Source organism: Flavobacterium sp. GW823-FHT06G12 (assembly GCF_058794775.1).
On record NZ_JBXAHE010000002.1, the window covers coordinates 615,317 to 635,786 of the forward strand.

At 32.6% G+C, this 20,470-nt stretch carries 19 protein-coding genes; 17 read left to right on the forward strand and 2 right to left on the reverse strand.

The window, feature by feature from the left end:
* The first annotated feature begins 11 nt into the window (after window positions 1-11).
* From AC1Q5Z_RS09575 to AC1Q5Z_RS09655, 17 genes are all read left to right on the forward strand, one after another.
* Window positions 12-413: a bactofilin family protein gene (locus AC1Q5Z_RS09575; protein WP_198855036.1), complete on the forward strand. Its 402-nt coding sequence runs from the start codon at window positions 12-14 to the stop codon at window positions 411-413.
* The gene (locus AC1Q5Z_RS09580) at window positions 391-618 is read left to right on the forward strand and encodes an AtpZ/AtpI family protein (protein ID WP_095930601.1); all 228 of its coding nucleotides are present in this window, start codon (window positions 391-393) and stop codon (window positions 616-618) included. Before AC1Q5Z_RS09575 ends, AC1Q5Z_RS09580 begins: the two co-directional genes overlap by 23 nt.
* A 58-nt stretch (window positions 619-676) precedes the next feature.
* The gene (locus AC1Q5Z_RS09585) at window positions 677-1,069 is read left to right on the forward strand and encodes a hypothetical protein (protein ID WP_343588894.1); all 393 of its coding nucleotides are present in this window, start codon (window positions 677-679) and stop codon (window positions 1,067-1,069) included.
* 118 nt (window positions 1,070-1,187) lie between these two features.
* A complete protein-coding gene (gene atpB, locus AC1Q5Z_RS09590) occupies window positions 1,188-2,363 on the forward strand; it encodes a F0F1 ATP synthase subunit A (RefSeq protein ID WP_198855034.1) in 1,176 nt (391 codons plus the stop codon).
* Window positions 2,364-2,397: 34 nt separating this feature from the next.
* Window positions 2,398-2,595 (forward strand): ATP synthase F0 subunit C, encoded by a 198-nt coding sequence (atpE, locus tag AC1Q5Z_RS09595; protein ID WP_008465835.1) that lies wholly within the window; start codon window positions 2,398-2,400, stop codon window positions 2,593-2,595.
* A 90-nt stretch (window positions 2,596-2,685) separates the two neighbouring features.
* Window positions 2,686-3,186 carry a F0F1 ATP synthase subunit B gene (locus AC1Q5Z_RS09600; RefSeq protein WP_198855033.1) on the forward strand — a complete coding sequence of 167 codons (501 nt, stop codon included), beginning with the start codon at window positions 2,686-2,688 and terminating at the stop codon, window positions 3,184-3,186.
* A 4-nt stretch (window positions 3,187-3,190) separates the two neighbouring features.
* Window positions 3,191-3,727, forward strand: a complete 537-nt coding sequence (gene atpH / locus AC1Q5Z_RS09605; RefSeq protein ID WP_286968049.1) for an ATP synthase F1 subunit delta — start codon at window positions 3,191-3,193, stop codon at window positions 3,725-3,727.
* A gap of 9 nt (window positions 3,728-3,736) precedes the next feature.
* On the forward strand, window positions 3,737-5,269 hold the full coding sequence (locus AC1Q5Z_RS09610; RefSeq protein WP_198855031.1) for a hypothetical protein: 1,533 nt from the start codon (window positions 3,737-3,739) through the stop codon (window positions 5,267-5,269).
* A gap of 27 nt (window positions 5,270-5,296) precedes the next feature.
* Complete coding sequence (gene atpA, locus AC1Q5Z_RS09615) at window positions 5,297-6,874, forward strand: F0F1 ATP synthase subunit alpha (RefSeq protein WP_111368389.1); 1,578 nt, start codon at window positions 5,297-5,299, stop codon at window positions 6,872-6,874.
* A gap of 88 nt (window positions 6,875-6,962) precedes the next feature.
* Window positions 6,963-7,823, forward strand: coding sequence for an ATP synthase F1 subunit gamma (gene atpG, locus AC1Q5Z_RS09620; RefSeq protein WP_492444522.1), 861 nt, complete (start codon window positions 6,963-6,965; stop codon window positions 7,821-7,823).
* A 662-nt stretch (window positions 7,824-8,485) separates the two neighbouring features.
* A complete protein-coding gene (locus tag AC1Q5Z_RS09625; RefSeq protein ID WP_198855029.1) occupies window positions 8,486-8,932 on the forward strand; it encodes a GNAT family N-acetyltransferase in 447 nt (148 codons plus the stop codon).
* Between the two features lie 95 nt (window positions 8,933-9,027).
* A complete protein-coding gene (locus AC1Q5Z_RS09630; RefSeq protein ID WP_278019975.1) occupies window positions 9,028-10,488 on the forward strand; it encodes a lipopolysaccharide biosynthesis protein in 1,461 nt (486 codons plus the stop codon).
* Window positions 10,489-10,515: 27 nt separating this feature from the next.
* Window positions 10,516-10,950 (forward strand): dUTP diphosphatase, encoded by a 435-nt coding sequence (gene dut, locus AC1Q5Z_RS09635; protein WP_198855027.1) that lies wholly within the window; start codon window positions 10,516-10,518, stop codon window positions 10,948-10,950.
* Window positions 10,951-11,014: 64 nt separating this feature from the next.
* Complete coding sequence (locus AC1Q5Z_RS09640; RefSeq protein WP_198855026.1) at window positions 11,015-12,031, forward strand: sugar phosphate nucleotidyltransferase; 1,017 nt, start codon at window positions 11,015-11,017, stop codon at window positions 12,029-12,031.
* A 46-nt stretch (window positions 12,032-12,077) separates the two neighbouring features.
* Complete coding sequence (locus AC1Q5Z_RS09645; RefSeq protein WP_343588971.1) at window positions 12,078-13,430, forward strand: tetratricopeptide repeat protein; 1,353 nt, start codon at window positions 12,078-12,080, stop codon at window positions 13,428-13,430.
* A gap of 12 nt (window positions 13,431-13,442) precedes the next feature.
* Window positions 13,443-14,222, forward strand: a complete 780-nt coding sequence (lolB1, locus tag AC1Q5Z_RS09650) for a lipoprotein insertase outer membrane protein LolB1 (RefSeq protein WP_492444526.1) — start codon at window positions 13,443-13,445, stop codon at window positions 14,220-14,222.
* 24 nt (window positions 14,223-14,246) lie between these two features.
* Window positions 14,247-15,503 carry a murein hydrolase activator EnvC family protein gene (locus AC1Q5Z_RS09655; protein ID WP_198855023.1) on the forward strand — a complete coding sequence of 419 codons (1,257 nt, stop codon included), beginning with the start codon at window positions 14,247-14,249 and terminating at the stop codon, window positions 15,501-15,503.
* Window positions 15,504-15,570: 67 nt separating this feature from the next.
* On the opposite strand, the gene AC1Q5Z_RS09660 is transcribed toward AC1Q5Z_RS09655, so the two are convergent.
* Together AC1Q5Z_RS09660 and AC1Q5Z_RS09665 are read right to left on the reverse strand one after the other, a co-directional pair.
* On the reverse strand, window positions 15,571-17,151 hold the full coding sequence (locus AC1Q5Z_RS09660) for a RagB/SusD family nutrient uptake outer membrane protein (RefSeq protein ID WP_492444528.1): 1,581 nt from the start codon (window positions 17,149-17,151) through the stop codon (window positions 15,571-15,573).
* A gap of 18 nt (window positions 17,152-17,169) precedes the next feature.
* The gene (locus AC1Q5Z_RS09665; RefSeq protein ID WP_492444530.1) at window positions 17,170-20,160 is read right to left on the reverse strand and encodes a SusC/RagA family TonB-linked outer membrane protein; all 2,991 of its coding nucleotides are present in this window, start codon (window positions 20,158-20,160) and stop codon (window positions 17,170-17,172) included.
* Window positions 20,161-20,470: the final 310 nt, after the last annotated feature.

Here is a 20,470-nt window from a genome sequence, read left to right on the forward strand (position 1 = left end):
TCTTAACCGCCATGTTTGAAAAAGTAAAAAAAAACGGAACTGAACAATTAGGAAAAACAAATAGAATTGTTGAAGGAACATCAATAGTAGGAGATATAGTCTCTAAAGCCGATTTTAGATTAGATGGCGAATTGATAGGAAATTTTACTTCGCAAGGCAAAATAGTGATTGGGGCAAAAGGAGTTGTTAAAGGAGAAATAATTTGTAACAATGCAGATATAGAAGGAGAGTTTCATGGAAAAATAAAAGTTCTAGAAACCCTTAATATTAAATCGACTGCTCAAATACATGGAGAAGTTGCAGTAGGAAAACTTTCGATAGAACCAGGTGCCGACTTTACAGCAACCTGCACGATGCTTGCACATTCAAACACAGTTATAATGTTAGAAGATGGAAAAGGAGCCGAACAATAATAGGAGAAATAAATGGTTGGCATTTATTAACATTCCCTTTCAAATGGGAGTAATCATTTTTGTATTCTCTTATTTCGGAACTTGGCTCGATGAGAAACATCCAAGCCCCAAAGTATATTATAACACCATTTTTGTATTAGCCGGTGTTGGAGTTGCATTGTATAATGTAATCCGACAAGTAAATGATATCAATAAAACAAAGTAGTTTGTAAATAAAAAAGCCTTGAGATAAAAGTTGCATCTTTGCACAAAAATTATTTCAAATGCTTTTAAAAAATTACAAACCGTTTTTTTATTTGTTTGGCCTTGCTTTAGGGACTTATATTATTCATAAAGCAATTTTTTTCTTTAGTGAAATTAGTACAAAGAACTTTCATTACAGTTTAGAATTACTGTATTTTTCTTTCTTCGCGATTTCGTCTTTATTATACCTTATATTATTAGTAGTAAAAAAGAAGAATTTTGAAATCGTCGGAATGACGTTTTTATTCGGAACCTTTACACAAATGTTATTAGCCTATTTAGTTTTGCAGCCAATCTTAAAAAACAAAACTGGGCAGAGCGATGTTGAAAAAATTAGTTTTTTTGTAACATTTGTGCTGTTTTTGTTATTTCAGACGCTTTTAACTGCCCGATTATTAAATGAAAAGCGTTAAAATAACAATTCTTTAAAACAAGGTTTAAAAATAATTTTTCATATCCTTTTGAATATTAATAAAAAATGTACCTTTGCACCAAATTTTAGAAACGTAAAAAAATAAGATTTTCCACGATATGGTGATTTCAAACAAACCACTCAGCTTTATTCTTGCAGCTTTTGTAGCTTCTCTACCTATTATGGGTTTTGCAAATCAAGAGAATGATTCGACGCATGTACAAACTGAAACTGCTCACGAAGAGAAAGTAGTTTCACATAATGCTCCCGAAGAAGGAGAGCACGTTGCTCTAGATCCAAAGGCAAAAGTTGATGCATTTATTGATCACCACTTACAAGATTCTCACGATTTTGTTTTCTTTCAAGATGAGAAAGAAAACAAACACTACGGTTTTCCATTACCAGTTATTTTAATTGATGGTGGTCTTAAAGTTTTTTCTTCTTCAAAATTCCACTTTGGAGAAACAGTTGCAGAAGTTGATGGAAACTTCTACAAATTAGTTCACGGTAAAATTTACAAAACAGATGCAGCCGGAACAATTACTTTTAATGAGCACGGTCATCCAGAAAATGAAAAGCCATTAGATTTTTCTATTACTAAAAATGTTGTTTCAATGCTTTTCGTATCAGTATTATTATTATTAATGTTTACTGGTTTAGCAAAATCATATAAAAAAGGACCAATCCCAACTGGATTTGGTAGAGTTTTAGAACCACTTGTAATTTTCATTAGAGATGAGATTGCAGTTCCAAATATTGGAGAGAAAAAATACCGTAAATATATGGGTTACCTATTAACTGTATTTTTCTTTGTATGGATCTTGAACTTATTAGGAATGACTCCGCTGGGAATCAACGTAACAGGAAACATTGCTATTACAGTTTGTCTAGCAGCCTTTACATTTATCATTACTCAATTTAGTGCAAACAAAGATTATTGGGGTCACATCTTCTGGATGCCAGGAGTACCAGTTCCAATGAAAATTATATTAGCTCCAATTGAGATTTTAGGAACATTAACAAAACCATTCGCATTATTAATTCGTTTGTACGCAAATATTACTGCAGGTCACGTAGTAATTATGAGTTTGATCGCAATGATTTTTGTTGGAAAAAATTTAGCAGCAGATTTGCCAATCTCATTAGGATTGACATTGTTTATCTCTGTTATTGAAATTTTAGTTGCGTTTTTACAAGCGTTCATCTTTACAATGTTATCATCATTGTTTATTGGTATGGCAGTTCAAGATCATGATCATGCTCACCACCACGAAGATGAAACTGCGATTATTTAATTTTAGAAGTTTAATTTTATATATATAAATAGTTATGGGAACAATTCCAACTTTAGTAGGTGCTGGTTTAGTAGTAATCGGTGCAGGTTTAGGTTTAGGTAAAATCGGTGGATCTGCTATGGACGCTATTGCTCGTCAGCCAGAAGCTGCTGGTAAAATTCAAACTGCGATGATTATTATCGCGGCTTTATTAGAAGGTTTAGCATTCGCTGCTTTAATCTTAGGAAAATAATAAAGAGAGAAATAACAGCATCTTTAACGGTTGGTTAAAGATGTTGTTACTTTTAAAAAAGAAATTAAATATTTAATATAGTTATATAAAATGGATAAGTTAATTAACGATTTTTCATTCGGATTATTCTTCTGGCAAGCTTTAATCTTGGTAGTTTTGATTTTACTTTTAGTAAAATTTGCTTGGAGACCAATTATGGAATCTATTACTGCAAGAGAAGAAGGTATTAAAAATGCATTGCTTTCTGCTGAAAACGCAAAGAGAGAAATGGAAAATTTACAAGCTGACAATCAAAGAATTTTGAATGAAGCTCGTGCAGAACGTGACGCGATGTTGAAAGAAGCTCGCGAAATGAAAGAGAAAATGATTGCTGATTCTAAAAACGAAGCGCAAGAAGCTGGTCAAAAAATGATCGAACAAGCTAAAGCTGCTATCGAAAGTGAAAAAAATGCTGCAATGGCAGAATTGAAATCTCAAGTTTCTTCTCTATCATTAAGTATTGCTGAGAAATTATTGAAAGAAGAATTATCTAACAAAGAATCTCAAACTAAATTGGTTGAGAAAATGTTAGGTGACGTAAAGTTAAACTAAGATTATGGCAAGTACAAGAGCAGCAATTCGTTATGCAAAAGCAATTCTAGACTTAGCAAACTCTAAAGGTGTTGCCGAAGCTGTCAATAACGATATGAAATCAATTGCTAAGGTAATTGAGACTAATGAAGAGTTGAGTACATTTATTCAAAACCCAACAACAACAGTTGAAGTTAAAGAAGGTGCTCTTTTAGAAGTTTTTGCAGATGTAAATGGAGTGACAAAAGGATTGTTCCGTTTATTATTCGAAAACAAAAGATTTGAAATTCTACATGCAATTGCATTAGAATACAATAAATTATTTGATGAAAGTAATGGTGTTGAAGTAGCGAAAGTTACAACAGCAATCCCAATGGACGCTGCTTTAGAAGCTAAAGTTTTAGCAAAAGTTGCAACTTTATCAGATAAAAAAATTACAATTGAAAATGTGGTAGATCCTTCAATTATTGGTGGATTTATTTTAAGAATAGGAGATAATCAGTACAACGCTTCAGTTGCTAACAGATTACAAGTATTAAAAAGAGAGTTAACCCAAAACTAAATCTAACCTATGAGGAATTTTTTAATTTTATTTGTTTTCTGTATATCATTTCTATCGTTTGGTCAAAAGATCAAAGAAGATGATAACAAAATTTTATTTGACGGTACTGCAATTGCTAAGGTTGATAAAGATAAAACAGGTACACAATTTACATACACATCATTAGATGGTTCGACAGGGATTGTTGCCAATTTGAAAACACATAAAATTGATGCTCAAAATTCTAAAAGCTGGTTAGTGGTTACGAATTTAGACGGGTCTAAAAAAACAGAGGTAAACTTTGAGTTATTGTCTTTTACATTAAATTATAAAAAAGCAATAGCAGAGCTTCTTGCTAAAAAGTATACAATTTTCACTGCAAAAGGTATTGAAAATCTTGATGCTTTTTTTGCTGAAGAACGCCCGAGTATTTCTGCAGAAATAGAAAAAGTAAAAGAAGCAGGTAAAGTTGATGCGAAACAATTAGCCACTTTAAATTACCAAATTCATACAGCTGAAAAATTGGTTTTTTCTGGTGAAGTTCCTGAAGATGCTTTTACGTCAAAATATAGTGATGCAGAGCGTAAAGAGTTTATGTCTAAAGTGGTAGCAAAATATGTTGTTTCTTGGAAACAAGATTCATCTCCTTATCCAGTTTTGAATGTTGATATTTTGTCATTAAGCGGAAGATCTTTGGTTAAAGCTGTTGACAGAGGAGGAAAAATGGTAGTAGCTTTGACTGAGTCAAATAAAACATTTACTTATGCACCATCTTTCGAATATACAAGCAGAAGTAGCGCCGCTGATACTGAAAGATTAGTTAAAGAAGTTGTAGATAACTCGTATTTAAATGGTCAAAAATTTATGACCTTAAGTGAGGCTGAAGTACTTTTAAGTGCTCAAAATGCTGACAAGATGGCTAAATATGAGGAAGCTAAGAAAAATTCAGCTAATATTTTTGATAAAAAAGGATATGCTATTGATCCAAAAGGTGAAAAAACAGAAGGAAAAGTAACTATTGATTTTGAAAGAATCGCTGTTCCAAAATCTAGCAATGGTATGGTAGATTTAGATAGCGGTGGTGATGGAAAACTGGTAACGGTTTTTGGTCCAAATGAAAAAGGAAATTTAAGAACATTCAATTTCAAAGCAAAAGAAAACGTGATGTTTGGTGTCTATAATGATGACAATACAGAAACAAAATACAGAGCTCTTTTGGTAAAAATTGAAAATGTTGCGCCAAAAGACAATACAGCTCTTGATTTAGGAGCTTTAGCAGGAGTGTCTTTAGCTTCAGCATCTTGGAAGTATTTTAAAGAAGTACAAGTTACAGATAAGATGAGTATCTATCAGGATATACCATCAAACACTTATGTGATTAAAGTACCGAAGCAAGAAAAAGGATTTCAGATTTTAGTAAAAAAAGGTAAAGAAGATAAATTTTTAAGTAAGTTAAAAGAATATGTAGGAGATTCTGTTGCTAGTAGTGATTTAGAAAAAATTGACTACAGCAATTTGGAGGGCTTAAAAAATCTAGTTGATTTATATTCTAATTTTAAATAAAAGTAAAAGTAGGTAAAAATAATAATTATGGCGGAAATAAAACCTGCTGAAATTTCAGCAATATTAAGAAAGCAAGTAGAAGGTTTTGAATCTGGTGCTACGCTAGAAGAAGTAGGAACAGTACTTCAAGTTGGAGACGGTATTGCTCGTGTTTACGGGCTATCTAATGTACAATATGGAGAGTTAGTAGAATTTGATAACGGTATGGAAGGTATCGTATTGAATCTTGAAGAGGATAATGTTGGGGTTGTATTATTAGGACCATCAACAGGACTTAAAGAGGGATCTACTGCAAAAAGAACTCAACGTATTGCTTCTCTTAAAGTAGGTGAGCAAATGGTAGGGCGTGTAGTTAACACTCTTGGTTTTCCAATTGATGGAAAAGGACCAATCGGTGGAGACTTATATGAAATGCCTTTAGAAAGAAAAGCACCTGGAGTTATCTTCCGTCAGCCAGTAACTGAACCATTACAAACAGGAGTAAAAGCAGTTGATGCTATGATCCCAGTTGGACGTGGACAGCGTGAGCTTGTAATCGGTGACCGTCAAACAGGAAAATCTACTGTTTGTATCGATACAATCTTAAATCAAAAAGAATTTTACGATGCAGGAAAACCTGTATTCTGTATATATGTTGCAATTGGACAAAAAGCTTCAACTGTAGCAGGAATCGCTAAAATGTTAGAAGAAAAAGGAGCAATGGCTTATACAGTTATCGTTGCTGCTAATGCTTCTGATCCAGCTCCAATGCAAGTTTACGCTCCATTCGCTGGTGCTGCTATTGGAGAGTACTTTAGAGATTCTGGTCGTCCAGCTCTTATTGTTTATGATGATTTATCTAAACAAGCTGTTGCTTACCGTGAGGTTTCTCTTTTATTAAGAAGACCACCGGGACGTGAGGCTTACCCTGGAGACGTTTTCTACTTACACTCTCGTTTATTAGAGCGTGCTTGTAAAGTAATCGCTGATGATGGTATCGCTAAAAACATGAACGATTTACCAGATTCTATCAAATCTATCGTAAAAGGTGGTGGTTCATTAACTGCATTACCAATTATCGAAACTCAAGCTGGTGACGTTTCTGCATATATCCCAACAAACGTAATTTCTATTACAGATGGTCAGATTTTCCTTGATGGAGATTTGTTCAACTCTGGGGTTCGTCCTGCAATTAACGTAGGTATCTCTGTATCTCGTGTTGGAGGTAATGCACAGATTAAATCAATGAAAAAAGTTTCTGGAACTTTAAAATTAGATCAAGCTCAATTCCGTGAATTAGAAGCTTTTGCTAAATTCGGTTCTGACTTAGATTCTGTTACTTTAAACGTAATTGAAAAAGGAAAAAGAAACGTTGAGATCTTGAAACAAGGTTTAAATGATCCTTATACAGTTGAAAACCAAGTAGCAATTATCTACGCTGGTTCTAAAAACTTGTTAAGAAATGTTCCTGTTAATAAAGTAAAAGAATTCGAAGCAGATTTCTTAGCTTACTTAAACAGCAAACATAAAGATACACTTAATGCTTTGAAAGCTGGAAAATTAGATGACGCTATTACTGACGTTATCGAAAAAGCAGCAAAAGAAGTTTCAGCAAAATATAACTAATAAGATAATTGGTAAATTAGATAATTAGAAAATGTAATCATTATTCTAATTATCTAATTTCAAAATTGTCACATTTTCTAATTAATAGATGGCAAATTTAAAGGAAATCCGTAATAGAATTACTTCCGTTTCATCGACGATGCAAATTACATCGGCTATGAAAATGGTTTCTGCTGCAAAGCTGAAGAAAGCACAAGATGCAATCACTGCAATGCGTCCTTATGCCGAGAAATTAACGGAGTTATTGCAAGATCTTTCTGCTACACTAGAAGGTGAAATAGGAGGAGATTACACTATACAACGTGAAGTAAAAAAAGTATTGTTAGTTGCTGTAACTTCAAACAGAGGTTTATGTGGTGCTTTCAATTCAAATATTATTAAAGAGATTAAAAACCGTACAGAGTTTTATGCTGGAAAGCAAGTTGACGTTTTTGCCATTGGTAAAAAAGGTGGAGATGCTTTAGCTAAAACGCATAAAATCCACGGTCATCATAATGCAATTTTTGATCATTTAACATTTGAAAATGTTGCTGGAATTGCTGATAATTTAACTCAAAAGTTTTTAACTGGAGAATACGATAGAATTGAATTGGTTTACAATCAGTTTAAAAATGCTGCGACTCAGATTGTTCAAGTAGAACAGTTTTTACCGTTAGCACCTATTAATACTGATGTAGCTGCTACTTCTGGAGATTATATTTTTGAACCAGGAAAAGAAGAGATTGTATTGGCTTTAATTCCTAAGTCTTTAAAAACACAATTATACAAAGGTATCCGTGATTCATTTGCTTCTGAGCATGGAGCACGTATGACTGCGATGCATAAAGCAACAGATAATGCTACTGAATTGAGAAACCAATTGAAATTAACTTATAACAAAGCTCGTCAGGCTGCGATTACAAGTGAGATTTTGGAAATCGTTGGTGGAGCAGAAGCTTTAAATGGATAATTTATTCCGTAATATATAAAAGAAAAGCCAGCGTTAGCTGGCTTTTCTTTTTATTGGAAGTTTTATTCTTTTTTAAAAATAATTTTATAAAATGGTGATTCTCAAATTACAATTAAGTTGAGAATCACTACCATTTTATAAAAATAGACAGATAACTCTGCGTGCTTTGTCTTTCATGGGAACAAACTAGCTTTATTAATCCCAATGCTCTGTTTTTTTAAGGGTTACATTTCAGCAGAATCAATCCCTGTGCTTTGTCTTTTATGGGAACAAACAAGCTTTATTAGTCCCAGTGCTCTGTTTTTTTAGGGTTACTGCAGCTGAATCAATCCCTTATGCTTTGTCTTTTATGGGAACAAACAAGCTTTATCAGTCCCAGTGCTTCTTTTTTTATAAGGGTTGTATCTAGCTTTCTCATTCCCTTTGAAACAAATTTAAATAAAGACTGTAAAAAAAATGTTACATAATTTTTAATTAAATTTTATATATTTCACATGTTTTGATAAAAAACACATTATAATTATCTAGATATAAAGGTTTTAAGTGTGAGTATAATTTGTATTTTTCTTTTTTTATTGAGTTTAATTTATTTTTCAAATATTAAACGTCTATTTCTTAGTTTTTATTTTAAGTACTTTTGAATTCTATTTCTTTTTTATACAATGACTTTACAAATACGAGAGCTTACTACCGCTGAAGATATGGTTGCTCAGATAAATACGATTCGATTTTTATATCCGAATATTTCACTTGAAAAATATCAATTATTTCTCTCTGAAATGGTTCCGCATAATTATATACAGATTGCGGTATTTGAAAATGATACTTGTCTTGGACTTACTGGTTGTTGGTCTGCGACAAAACTTTGGACAGGAAAATATCTAGAAATCGACAATTTTGTTGTTAATCCTGAGTTTAGATCTAGAGGGATAGGAAAAATGTTAACCGATTATATAGAGAAGAAGGCAATAGAATTGAATTGCAGCAGTATAGTTTTGGATGCATTTACAGGAAATTTTGGAGCCCATCGGTTTTATTATAATCAGGGTTATGCTCCGAAAGGATTTCATTTTGTCAAAATTTTAGATGAAAAGAAAATGACTGTCTAAAAACAATCATAAGTTTTCTTTATTGCATCAACAAAAGCACCATTAAACAAAAGAAATGGTTATTTTTGTCTTATAAACATTATTAGAATTATATTTTGGGATTATATAAAAATCTATTCAAGCAAACAGCAATTTACGGACTGGCGACAGTTTTACCAAGAATGCTAAGTTTTTTATTAGTGAGATTATATACAGGGATTTTGCCTACAGCTGAGTATGGTGAAGTTTCGATTGTATTGTCTTGGATGGTTTTCTTTAATGTGGTTCTTTCTTACGGAATGGAAACTGCATTTTTTAGGTTTTACAGTGCAGAAGATGATAAGAAAAATGTAATTGCTACTTCTACTATTTCTATTTTTTGGACCTCTATTCTATTTCTTTTTGCAGGCTTGATTTTTAGAAATACATTGGCAAATTTAGCCGAAGTCGATGTTCAGTATATTACTTATTCGGTATGGATTTTAGTTTTAGATGCTTTGGTTTTAATTCCGTTTTCTAAACTTAGAGCTAATCAGAGACCTATGGTTTATGCGGCAATCAAAATTGGAAATGTTGTTATAAACTTATTACTGAATATATTTTTCCTGATGTATCTTCCAAAATTGGCAGAAGCAAATCCGAACTCTATTTGGGATAATTTATATGTACAAAACTTCCAGATTGCTTACATTTTCATTGCAAACCTTTTAGCAAGTTTGGCAACTTTTATTGTGCTTTCTCCAAATTATCTTTCGCTTGGACGAAAATTCGATCCAGTGCTTTGGAAGAAAATGATGAAATACGGACTTCCGATTTTGGTGGCAGGTTTGGCTTTTGCAGTAAATGAGCATTTTGATAAAATCCTATTAGGATATTTACTTCCTGAAAACCTTGCAAAATCTGAAGTTGGAGCTTATTCTGCTTGTTACAAATTAGGATTATTTATGGTTCTTTTTGCAACAGCTTTTAGATTAGGAATTGAGCCATTCTTTTTTAGTCATGCTAAAAATGAAAATGCACCACAGACTTACGCTGTTATAACCAAATATTTTGTGATTTTAGGATCATTGATTTTATTGGGTGTAATTGTTTTTGCAGATCTTTTAAAGTATTTATTATTAGATAATAAATCGTATTGGGAAGCGATGAAAGTTGTGCCTTTAATTATTTTGGCAAATTTCTTTTTGGGAATTTATAACAACTTGTCGGTTTGGTATAAACTGACTGATAAAACAAAAATTGGGGCTTATATTTCTATTGTAGGAGCAATTGTAACTTTGATTTTAAATTATCTTTTAATTCCAAAATACAGCTATTATGGTTCTGCAATTGCAACCATTTCGGCTTACGGAAGTATGATGCTTATTTCTTATGTTTTAGGAAATAAATATTATCCGATTCCTTATGATATGAACAAGATTGGTGCTTATTTAGGTGTTTCAATAGTATTTTCAGTAATCTCATTTTACGGATTTAGAGAAAAATATTATGTTGGAATTCCACTTCTTTTAATCTTTATGTATATGGTTTACCATTTTGAAAAAGATACTATAAAAGGAATAATGAAAAGAAAATAAGACGTTTTAAGAAAATTATATTCAAAAATGAAAATTCAAATTATCAATAAATCGCAGCACGATTTACCAAATTACGAAACAATTGCATCTGCAGGAATGGATTTGCGTGCCAATATTATAGAACCAATTACGTTAAAACCTTTAGAAAGAACTATTGTAAAAACAGGACTTTTTATAGAATTGCCAATTGGTTACGAAGCGCAGGTAAGGCCTAGAAGCGGTCTGGCAGCAAAAAAAGGGGTAACCGTTTTAAATTCGCCAGGAACTATTGATGCAGATTACAGAGGAGAAATAGGAGTAATTTTAGTAAATTTATCTAATGACGATTTTGTAATAGAAAACGGAGAACGAATTGCGCAGTTGATTATTGCAAAACACGAAAGAGCTGAGTGGATTGAAGTTGAAACACTTACTGAAACATCAAGAGGTGAAGGAGGCTTTGGAAGCACTGGAGTGAAATAATAAAAAAGAAAGACCAAACCCAATGAAGATTTTTTTTAAATCTTCCCATAAAATCAAATAAAAAATGAAGATAATTGTGCCAATGGCAGGCCGCGGATCAAGATTGAGGCCTCATACATTGACGGTTCCAAAACCGTTAATTCCAGTTGCAGGAAAATCGATTGTACACCGTTTAGTTGAAGATATTGCCAAAATATTAAAAGAACCAATTGAAGAAGTTGCTTTTATCTTAGGAGATGAAGCTTTTTTTGGAGAAGATGTTGTAACAAGTTTAGAAGATTTAGCTAAAGGATTAGGAGCTAAAGCTTCAATCTATCGCCAAGATCAGCCTCTAGGAACCGGACATGCTATTATGTGTGCTAAAGAATCTCTTTCTGGACCAGCGGTAATTGCTTATGCAGACACTTTAATTAGAGCAGATTTTGAATTAGATCCAGAAGCAGACGCTGTAATCTGGGTGAAACAAGTAGAACAGCCTGAAGCTTTTGGTGTGGTAAAACTAAACCAGAATAATGAAATTATAGAGTTGGTTGAAAAACCGAAAGAATTTGTTAGCGATTTAGCCGTTATCGGAATTTATTATTTTAAAGAAGTTGGAATTTTAAGAAACGAACTTCAAAATGTTTTGGACAATAATATTCAGAATGGTGGAGAATACCAGATTAATGATGGTATCAAAGCTATGATGGCAAACGGAAAAGTTTTCAAAACAGGAAGTGTTGACGAATGGATGGATTGCGGTAACAAAGATGTTACAGTTGAAACTAATACAAGAATGTTAGGTTTCCTTCATAATGATGGCGAGCATTTGGTTGATTATGGTGTTACATTAGAAAATTCAACAATTATCCCTCCATGTTATATTGGCGAAAATGTAGTTTTGAAGAATACTACAATTGGTCCAAATGTTTCTCTTGGAAAAGGATGTCACGTAACAGACAGCACAATTAAAGACAGTTTGATACAAACATATTCTCAAATTAAAAATGCTAATCTTGATAATGCAATGATCGGAAACCATGTGAGTTACGATGGTAAATTTACAAGTATTAGTATTGGAGATTATGCTGTTTTAGAATAAAATAAATTAGCAAGGTTTCGTTTTGTTTAAAATGTAGTTTTTACAAATGATCAAAAAAAGAGTTTTTACGGTTTTATTTTTTGCTTTATTCAGCACATCATTTTCGGTTTTTGCCCAGACAGAACCCGAAGATATTGCTATGGCAACAGACGAATATCAGGACTCATTTTATGAATCATTAAAACAAAAAGGAATTGAAAATTATGATAAAGCCATTGTATCATTGGAAAAATGTATAAAACTTAAACCCAATGATGCAGTTGCTTATTTTGAATTAGGAAAAAACTATTTGTCGCTTAAACAATATCAGAATGCACAAGATGCTTTTGAAAAAGCAACACAGCTTGATCCTAAAAACAAATGGTTTTGGCTTGGAATTTATGATGTAAGTTACGAGACAAAAAATTATCCTTTGGCAATTGAAATTATTCAAAAAATAATTGTTTTTGACGAAGAATATAAAGATGATTTGATTTCGTTATATATGATTACCAATCAGTATGACAAGGCATTGACCGCGATAAATGAAATGAATGATAAGTTCGGAAAATCTGCTGAACGTGAAATTTATAAAACACAGATTTTATCTCAAGGAAAATATCAAAATGCTGAAATTGACAATCTTTTGGAACAGATTAAAAAAAATCCGAAAGAAGAATCAAATTATGTAAATCTGATTTTTTTGTATTCGAAAAATAATGAAAATGAAAAATCGCTAGAAGTAGCAAAACAATTGGCAAAAGAACTTCCTAATTCTGAATGGGGTCAAGTGAGTTCATTTAAAGGATATTTAGATGCCAATCAAGCAGATAAAGCTATAAAATCGATGAATATGATTTTAGCAAGCTCAAAAATCGATTCAAAAATCAAACACAGAACTTTGAATGAATTTTTGATTTATGTAAATAAAAATCCACAGTATTCTGCCGATTTAGAAAAAGCCATTTCTTATTTTGACAACGATAAAGATGTTGATGTTGCCAAAGAAATTGGAAAGTTTTATCATAGTAAAGGACAATTTGAGAACGCCATTAAATATTATGAAAAAGATTTAAAGAGTCATTCAGATACTGACCTTGAGACCAATATGTTATTATTGGAGGCATATTCTCAAGTTAAACAGTATGAACCAATGACCAAAAGAGCTATGATGCTGATCGAAGTTTACCCAAGTCAACCACAGTTTTATTACTATGCAGGTTTAGGAAGCAATCAGTTGAAACAGTTTAAAAATGCAAAAACCGTCTTAGAAATGGGTCTTGATTATGTGGTTGATGACGTAAAATTAGAATCAAATTTTAATATTCAGTTAGGAGAGGCATACAATGGATTGGGAGATGCAAAGAAAAAAGAGGAATACTTTTTGAAAGCAAATGAAGTATTAAAGAAGAAAAAATAAAAGAGAATTCAAATGAAAAAATATATATCAATACTAGCATTATCTATTGCTGTAATTTCTTGTAAAACGAAAGCAGTAGCAGTGCAAGGAAATACGAGCCAGACAATTGCGCCAAAAGAAGACAAAAAAGTAATCGAAAAACATTATGACAATAAGTTAGATTTTTCTACTTTATACATAAAAGCGAGCGCAAGATATGCTGATGAAAAACAAAGCCAAAATGTTACGGCAGAAATCAGAATTGAAAAAGACAAACAGATTCTAATAAGCGTTCGTTTCTTAGGAATTACAATGGCAAAAGCTTTGATAACACCTTCGGCAGTAAGTTATTATGAAAAAATTAATAGTACTTATTATGAAGGAGATTTTACAAGTTTGAGCAAATGGCTTGGAACAGATTTAGATTATACCAAAGTTCAAAATCTATTGATTGGAGAAGCTTTTGATGATTTAAGAAAAGGAAAATATACGCAAACTATTGTAGAAAATCTATTCAGATTAGATGAAGATAAAGATGCCAACATAAAGAAAACCTTTTTCTTAGATGGGGAAAAATATTTAATTCAGAAAGAAGAGATTTCTCAGACATCAGAAAACAGAACATTGCAAATTGCCTATTCAGAAGCTAAAAATTTTGATCAGGGAACATTGCCTACAAGTATAGAAATCAATGCAGTTCAGCCAAAAGGCAAGACAAGCATTAACTTGAATTACAACAATATTTCATTTAATGAAGAACTTTCTTTTCCGTATAGTGTACCAAGCGGTTATAAAAAAGTTACAATTAAGTAAATTTGCAAAAATAAAAAGATAAACATGCCAAAATTTCTCCTAAGTCTAGTTTTAGTTTGTGCCACTACATTTGTATGGGCGCAAGATTCTCAGCAAGAAAAACTGGAGCAGCGTAAAGCTCAAATTCAGCAGGAAATCAGAGATAACGAAAAGATGCTTCAGTCTGTTCGAAAACAAGAGAAATCTGCTGTAAATGAATATTTAATTCAGGCGAATAAAATTAAGCTAAAAGAGAAATTAATTAATACTACGGCAAAACAAGAAAAACTGATTAGTAATGACATGTATATTAATCAGGTTCAGGTAAATAAACTTAAAAAAGAACTAAAAGTTCTAAAGGAGGATTATGCAGAAATGATTTTAAAATCATACAAAAGCCGATCTGAACAAAGCCGTGCGATGTTTATTTTATCATCTGAAAGTTTCTTGCAAGCTTACAAAAGGGCACAATATTTAAAACAATATACTACTTTTAGAAAAAATCAAGGTCTTGAAATTCAGTCAAAAACAGCTCAGTTAGTTGATTTTAACGCAAAACTTGATGGACAAAGACAGGTAAAAAAGAAGATTATAGCCGAGAATCAAAAAGAAAAAATTACGCTTGAAGTAGAGAAAAAAGAACAGCAAAAATTAGTTAATGCCCTTAAAAAAGATAAAAATAAAATTGCTGCTGATATTCGATCAAAACAAAATGAATCTAAGCGTATTGATAAACAAATTGACCGTTTAATTCGTGAAGCTATTGCGGAAGCAAACAGAAAAGCAGCTGCAGAAAGAGCAAAAGCAAATCCAGGTTCGACCGAAACAAAAACGGCTCCAGTTTCTTCTTCTAAAATTGTCATGACTCCTGAAGATAAAGTTCTGGCAGCAGATTTTAAAGCAAACAGAGGAAGATTGCCTTGGCCTGTAGAGAAAGGATTTATTTCTCTTGGCTATGGAGATCAGCCACACCCATTGCACCCTTCAATTACAGTTCATAATTCTGGAGTTGAGATTACAACAGAAGACGGTGCAAACGCGAGAGCAGTATTTGCGGGAGAAGTTTCTAAGGTTATCGTTTTATCGCCAGTGAATAAAGCAGTTGTAATTCAGCACGGAGACTTTTTCACGGTATATCAAAATTTAAGTTCAGTTTCTGTTAGTCAGGGTGATAAAGTGACGATTAAACAAAATATTGGAAAAGTTAGAACAAGTGGTGATACAGGAAAAACAATCATCAAATTCTTGATTCTACAAAATACATCAAATAATAATCCAGAAGGATGGCTGCAAAGCAGATAATCTTATTCTAGATTTAAACCTAAAAAAAATCCTTTCTATCGCTAAAGATAGAAAGGATTTTTTGTTTTTAATTACTTACGTTATCAGGATTTTGAACTAGAGCAGGATTAGAATCTAAATCATATCGTGGAATTTTGAATAAGAAATTTTTGGAAGGAACAAATTGCAAAGGATTGTTTACGTACATATTAATTCCGTTATCATTTCCATATTTAACATGATCGGCAACGTTTTTTCCAATTCGATTGGTTCTTAATTCGTCAAAAAATAATAACCCTTCTCCAACAAATTCCCATCCTCTTTCTTTGTAAATGGCATCAGCAAATTGTTCTTTACTTAAACCTGGAGTTAGATCTGGAAGCTTAGCTCTATTTCGCACTCTATTTACGTATGCATAAGCTGCAGCAGGACCGTTAATTTCATTTTCTGCTTCAGCATAATCTAGCAATACATCGGCATAACGAATAGCATAAGAATTTGCTTGAGGTTTTTTTAGTGTGGCCGAACTTTCGGTTCGGTCATAAAATTTCAGATTTCCTGGCGAAGCTGTTTTCCATCCTTTAGACCCAGGAAAGAAACCTTTGTCGGCTGGAACAAATTCGATGGTTTGTAAAATATGACTTGGATTTCCTTTTTCAGTAACATTTACCTTCGTTAAAAAACTGCCTTCTTTTCTAGCATCATTATCACCATATGAAAGATAATGCTGTATTGAAGGACCAAATCGATGATACATATAGCAACCCAATGTTGTTTCGGTTATGTTTACACCAAACATTACGTGGTTGTTGTTGTATTCATTTTCGACACCTCCAAACTGTAATTCAAACACAGATTCAATTCCATTTTTATTGTTGATGTTCCACCAAAACCATAGATCTTTAAAGTCGGGCTGCAAATCATATTGACCCGATTGAATAACTTTTGCAGTGTAATCTTTAGACTTTTGAAAAAAAGTTCTGTCTCCAGTCATACTGCCTCGAGTAAGATATAAATCTCCAAGCAAAGCTTGTGCAGCTCCTTTTGAAGCTCTCCAAATATTATCGCTTGGATAATTAGATTTTAGAGGCAAATTTTCTTCGGCATATTCTAGATCGGAAATAATGTAGGCATAAGTTTCCTCTGTTGTTTTTCGTGGAATTGCAAGGTTTTTTAATCCTTCTGTAAAAGTTTCAGGAATCGAAACACCTCCGTACATGCGTACTAGATTGTAGTATGTTGCGGCTCTTATAAAACGAGCCTCTGCAAAATATCGCTTTTTTAGAGTTTCGTCCATTTCAACATCTGCACCTCTGCCAATAACTAGATTTGCTCTATTTATAATGTTGTAGGCATCGTCCCAATTTGTAATTACCATTTTATCAGCATTGTTCATGTCTGACCAAACATTCCAGAGTTGTGCATCATCTTTAGCGTACGCGGGAGAACCAAATTCAGTTAAGACTTCCAAGTACATGATATATTTGTAATAACCATTAAATCCATTTTGATAGCCATCATAAACACCAACCAATGCAGTATTCAATTCGTCAGCATTTTTATAATAATTGCTTGGAGACAGGAAAGTATAAGGTTCTTCTGCTAAATCAGTGCACTGTGAAAAAAATAGTATTGCACAACCTGAAAAGATATATTTTAGAATTTTCATGAGTATTGATTTTTAGAATTAAAATTTAGCAGTAAATCCAATAAGCATTGTTTTTACGTATGGAGATGTTACATTTCCGCTTTCAGGATTATATCCTCTGTGATTTGCAATATTGATAAAGTTTTGCGCATTCACATACACGTTTAATTGTTTTACCCAATCAGCGTTTTTGATTACCTTAGATAAATTGTAGGCTAGTTTTATATTTTTAACTACAAAATAATTCCAGTCACCATTTGTTCTATTTGATAGATATACATCTTTTGCACCAGCTCTAGGGAAATTTCCAGAAGGGTTTTCTGGGCTCCACATTCTGTCATAAGCATACTGAGTAGGAATATAATTTCTGTTCTGAATTTGATTTTCTCCATAAATCATATAGTTATTATCCTCATCAGAAGCCAGACCTGTTGCACCTTGTCCGTAAATATCTAATGTCAGGTTTTTATAACTTAGATTAGTTGATATCCCGTAAAAGAAATCGGGCGAAGTTGTTCCGATATTTACATAATCATCATTGTTGATGATTTTATCGTTGTTTTTGTCCACATACATTTCTTCTCCAAGTTGCGCAGTAGGACGTATTTGCTGATAAGCTGTTAATTGTTCCTGAGTTTTAATAATACCAGCAGATTCTCTCGCCCAAACACTATTTACAGGCTGTCCTACAATTAGATATTTAGCAATTCCCGCAGAAGAACTCCCAACATTTATGCGGCTTACATCTCCATAAAGGCTCACAATTTCATTTTTGTTTTTAGAAATATTACCGCCTATCTCCCATTTAAAATCAGAATCTATTACTTTTACTCTTGCAGTGACTTCAATACCAACGTTTTTGACTTCGCCAATATTCTGAAGCATACTAGAATAACCAGAAGTTGTAGGAATAGGAACGTTGTATAAAAGATCTGAAGTTTGTCTCTGATAAAAATCTAAATTCAAATCAAATCTTTTCCATAAACTTAAATCGATACCGGCATTGTACTGAATGTTACGCTCCCATTTTAGATCTGGATTTCCAATTGTCTCTACAAATCCTAAAATTGGATTATTCTCGTAAACATAATTTGCTTTAACAAGTTTAGAAAGAGATTGATAATTTCCAATTTCCTGATTACCGGTAACACCATAACTCGCTCTAAGCTTTAAAGCAGAAATGACATTACTGTTTTTAAGAAAGTTTTCTTTATCAACATTCCAGCCCAATCCCAAAGAAGGGAAAAATCCCCATTTATTGTTGGTTCCAAAACGAGATGATCCATCATAACGTCCTGTTAATGTAATAAGATATTTTTCATTATAAGCATATGAAGTCCTTGCTGTCCAAGAAATTAATTTGCTCGAATATTTGTTAGAAGAATTGGTTATACTTCCTCTGTCGGCGTACGTAATATCATTTGCTCCTGTAGCATCATTTTGAAAACCAGATCCTTTAACGCCCAAATCTTCATAAACATATTCTTGCCATGAATAAACTGCTGTTGCAGTAAGACTGTGTTTATCTTTCCAGATGTTAGAATAGCTTAAAATATTATCAGTAAGTTGAGAACTTTGTCTTCTATAATATTGTCCACCAGTTCCTGTGCTTCCAGACCCAATTCCAGCTGTAGATTTAGAAGTGTAGTATTCATATTGTTTTTCATTAGAAATATCGACACCATAATTGGTTTTAAAGGTTAAATTTTTTGCAAGTTTAAAATGCGCATACACATCTCCAAGAATACGATCTGTAGAAATTTCGTTTGTCATTTCTGATGCCTCCGAAACAGGATTCCAAGTTCCTTCAAAATAAGAACTTACGGCAGGATCTTCTGTAGCATAATACCAGCTTCCATCTGGATTTTTTACAGGTATGGTTGGCCATCCGTATCGAAAGATATCTCCAGTTGGATTATCTCGAATATCTCTCTGGGAGCGGCCAACCTGTAAATGTGTTCCAACGGTAAGCCAAGGTTTGTATTCGTGATTTAAGTTAGTTCTAACAGTCAATTTTTTAAAACCAGAAGCTTCTACAATTCCGTCTTGCGAAAAGATGTTTCCAGAAAGAAGGTAAGTTGTATTTTCTTTTCCACCGCTAAAAGACAAAGAATAGTTTTGCATAAGCGCCATATTCTGAATTATTTCGTCTTGCCAATCTGTATTGATGTTTGGAGCAGGATTTGTAGCAGAATAAACCGGCTTTCCTGTAGAATACGTATAAGCGTTGTTTATAAAACTGATAAAACTATCTCTATTTAAAGTTTTAGGCAGTCGAGTAGGAGTGGAGATTCCTTGTGTACCAACAATTTCTAAATTGTTTTGTCCTTGTTTTCCTCTTTTTGTTGTAATAAGGATAACACCATTTGCACCTCTTGATCCGTAAATAGCAGCCGAAGAAGCATCTTTAAGAATTTCCATAGATTCGATGTCGTTAGAACTAATGTCATTTAAATTGCTGTTTACCAACGGAAAACCATCAACAACAATTAAAGGATCATTACCAGCACTCACAGATCCGTTTCCGCGAATTCTTATTTTCGGAGAAGAACCTGGAGAAGAATCATTGTTAAGAACTGCTACACCAGCTGCTCTTCCTTGAACAGCCTCTAACGGATTTGAACTTGTAACGGTATTTAGAACATCACCCTTAATTTGTGCGATCGAACCGGTTAAATCGCTTTTTTTCATCGTTCCGTAACCCACAACAACTACCTCCTTAAGTTCAGAAACTTCGTCAGTTAAAGTAATGTTGATGATAGAAGATTGTTCAACTGTTTTTTCAATTGTTTTAGAACCAGTAGAACTAAAAATTAAGACGTTTCCGGTATTGACGCTTATTGAATATTTTCCATCAAAGTCAGAGGTAGTATTCGTTTGCGATCCCTTTACGACAATATTCGCTCCTGGAATGGGAATTCCGCCTGAATCAGTTATTATTCCTGTAACCATTTTGGTTTGTGCAAAACTGGTCAAGTGCACAAAAATGGAAAAGACCAAAATTATCAAATGTCTAATTTTGTTTTTCATAAGTAAAAGTTTTCGGTTAGTAAAGTTGTTTAAACTTATTTATAACCGAAACTCTTTGTATCCTGCTCTATCCTGTTAATTATGAATGAAATAACTTTTGTTTTAAAATTTTAAAGCTATTTTTTCTTTTGAATGACTGATTTAGTGGTTTTTAACTTATCTAGTATTGGTTTTATTTTTATCAAAAAAAAGTTAATATTTTATCAATAATAAAATTATTTAATATTTAAAAATAGATGTGTTTTTTTGCTTATATCATTGTTAAAATGTAAAATAACCGATAATTTGTTTTTAGGAGAAAAATGAAAAA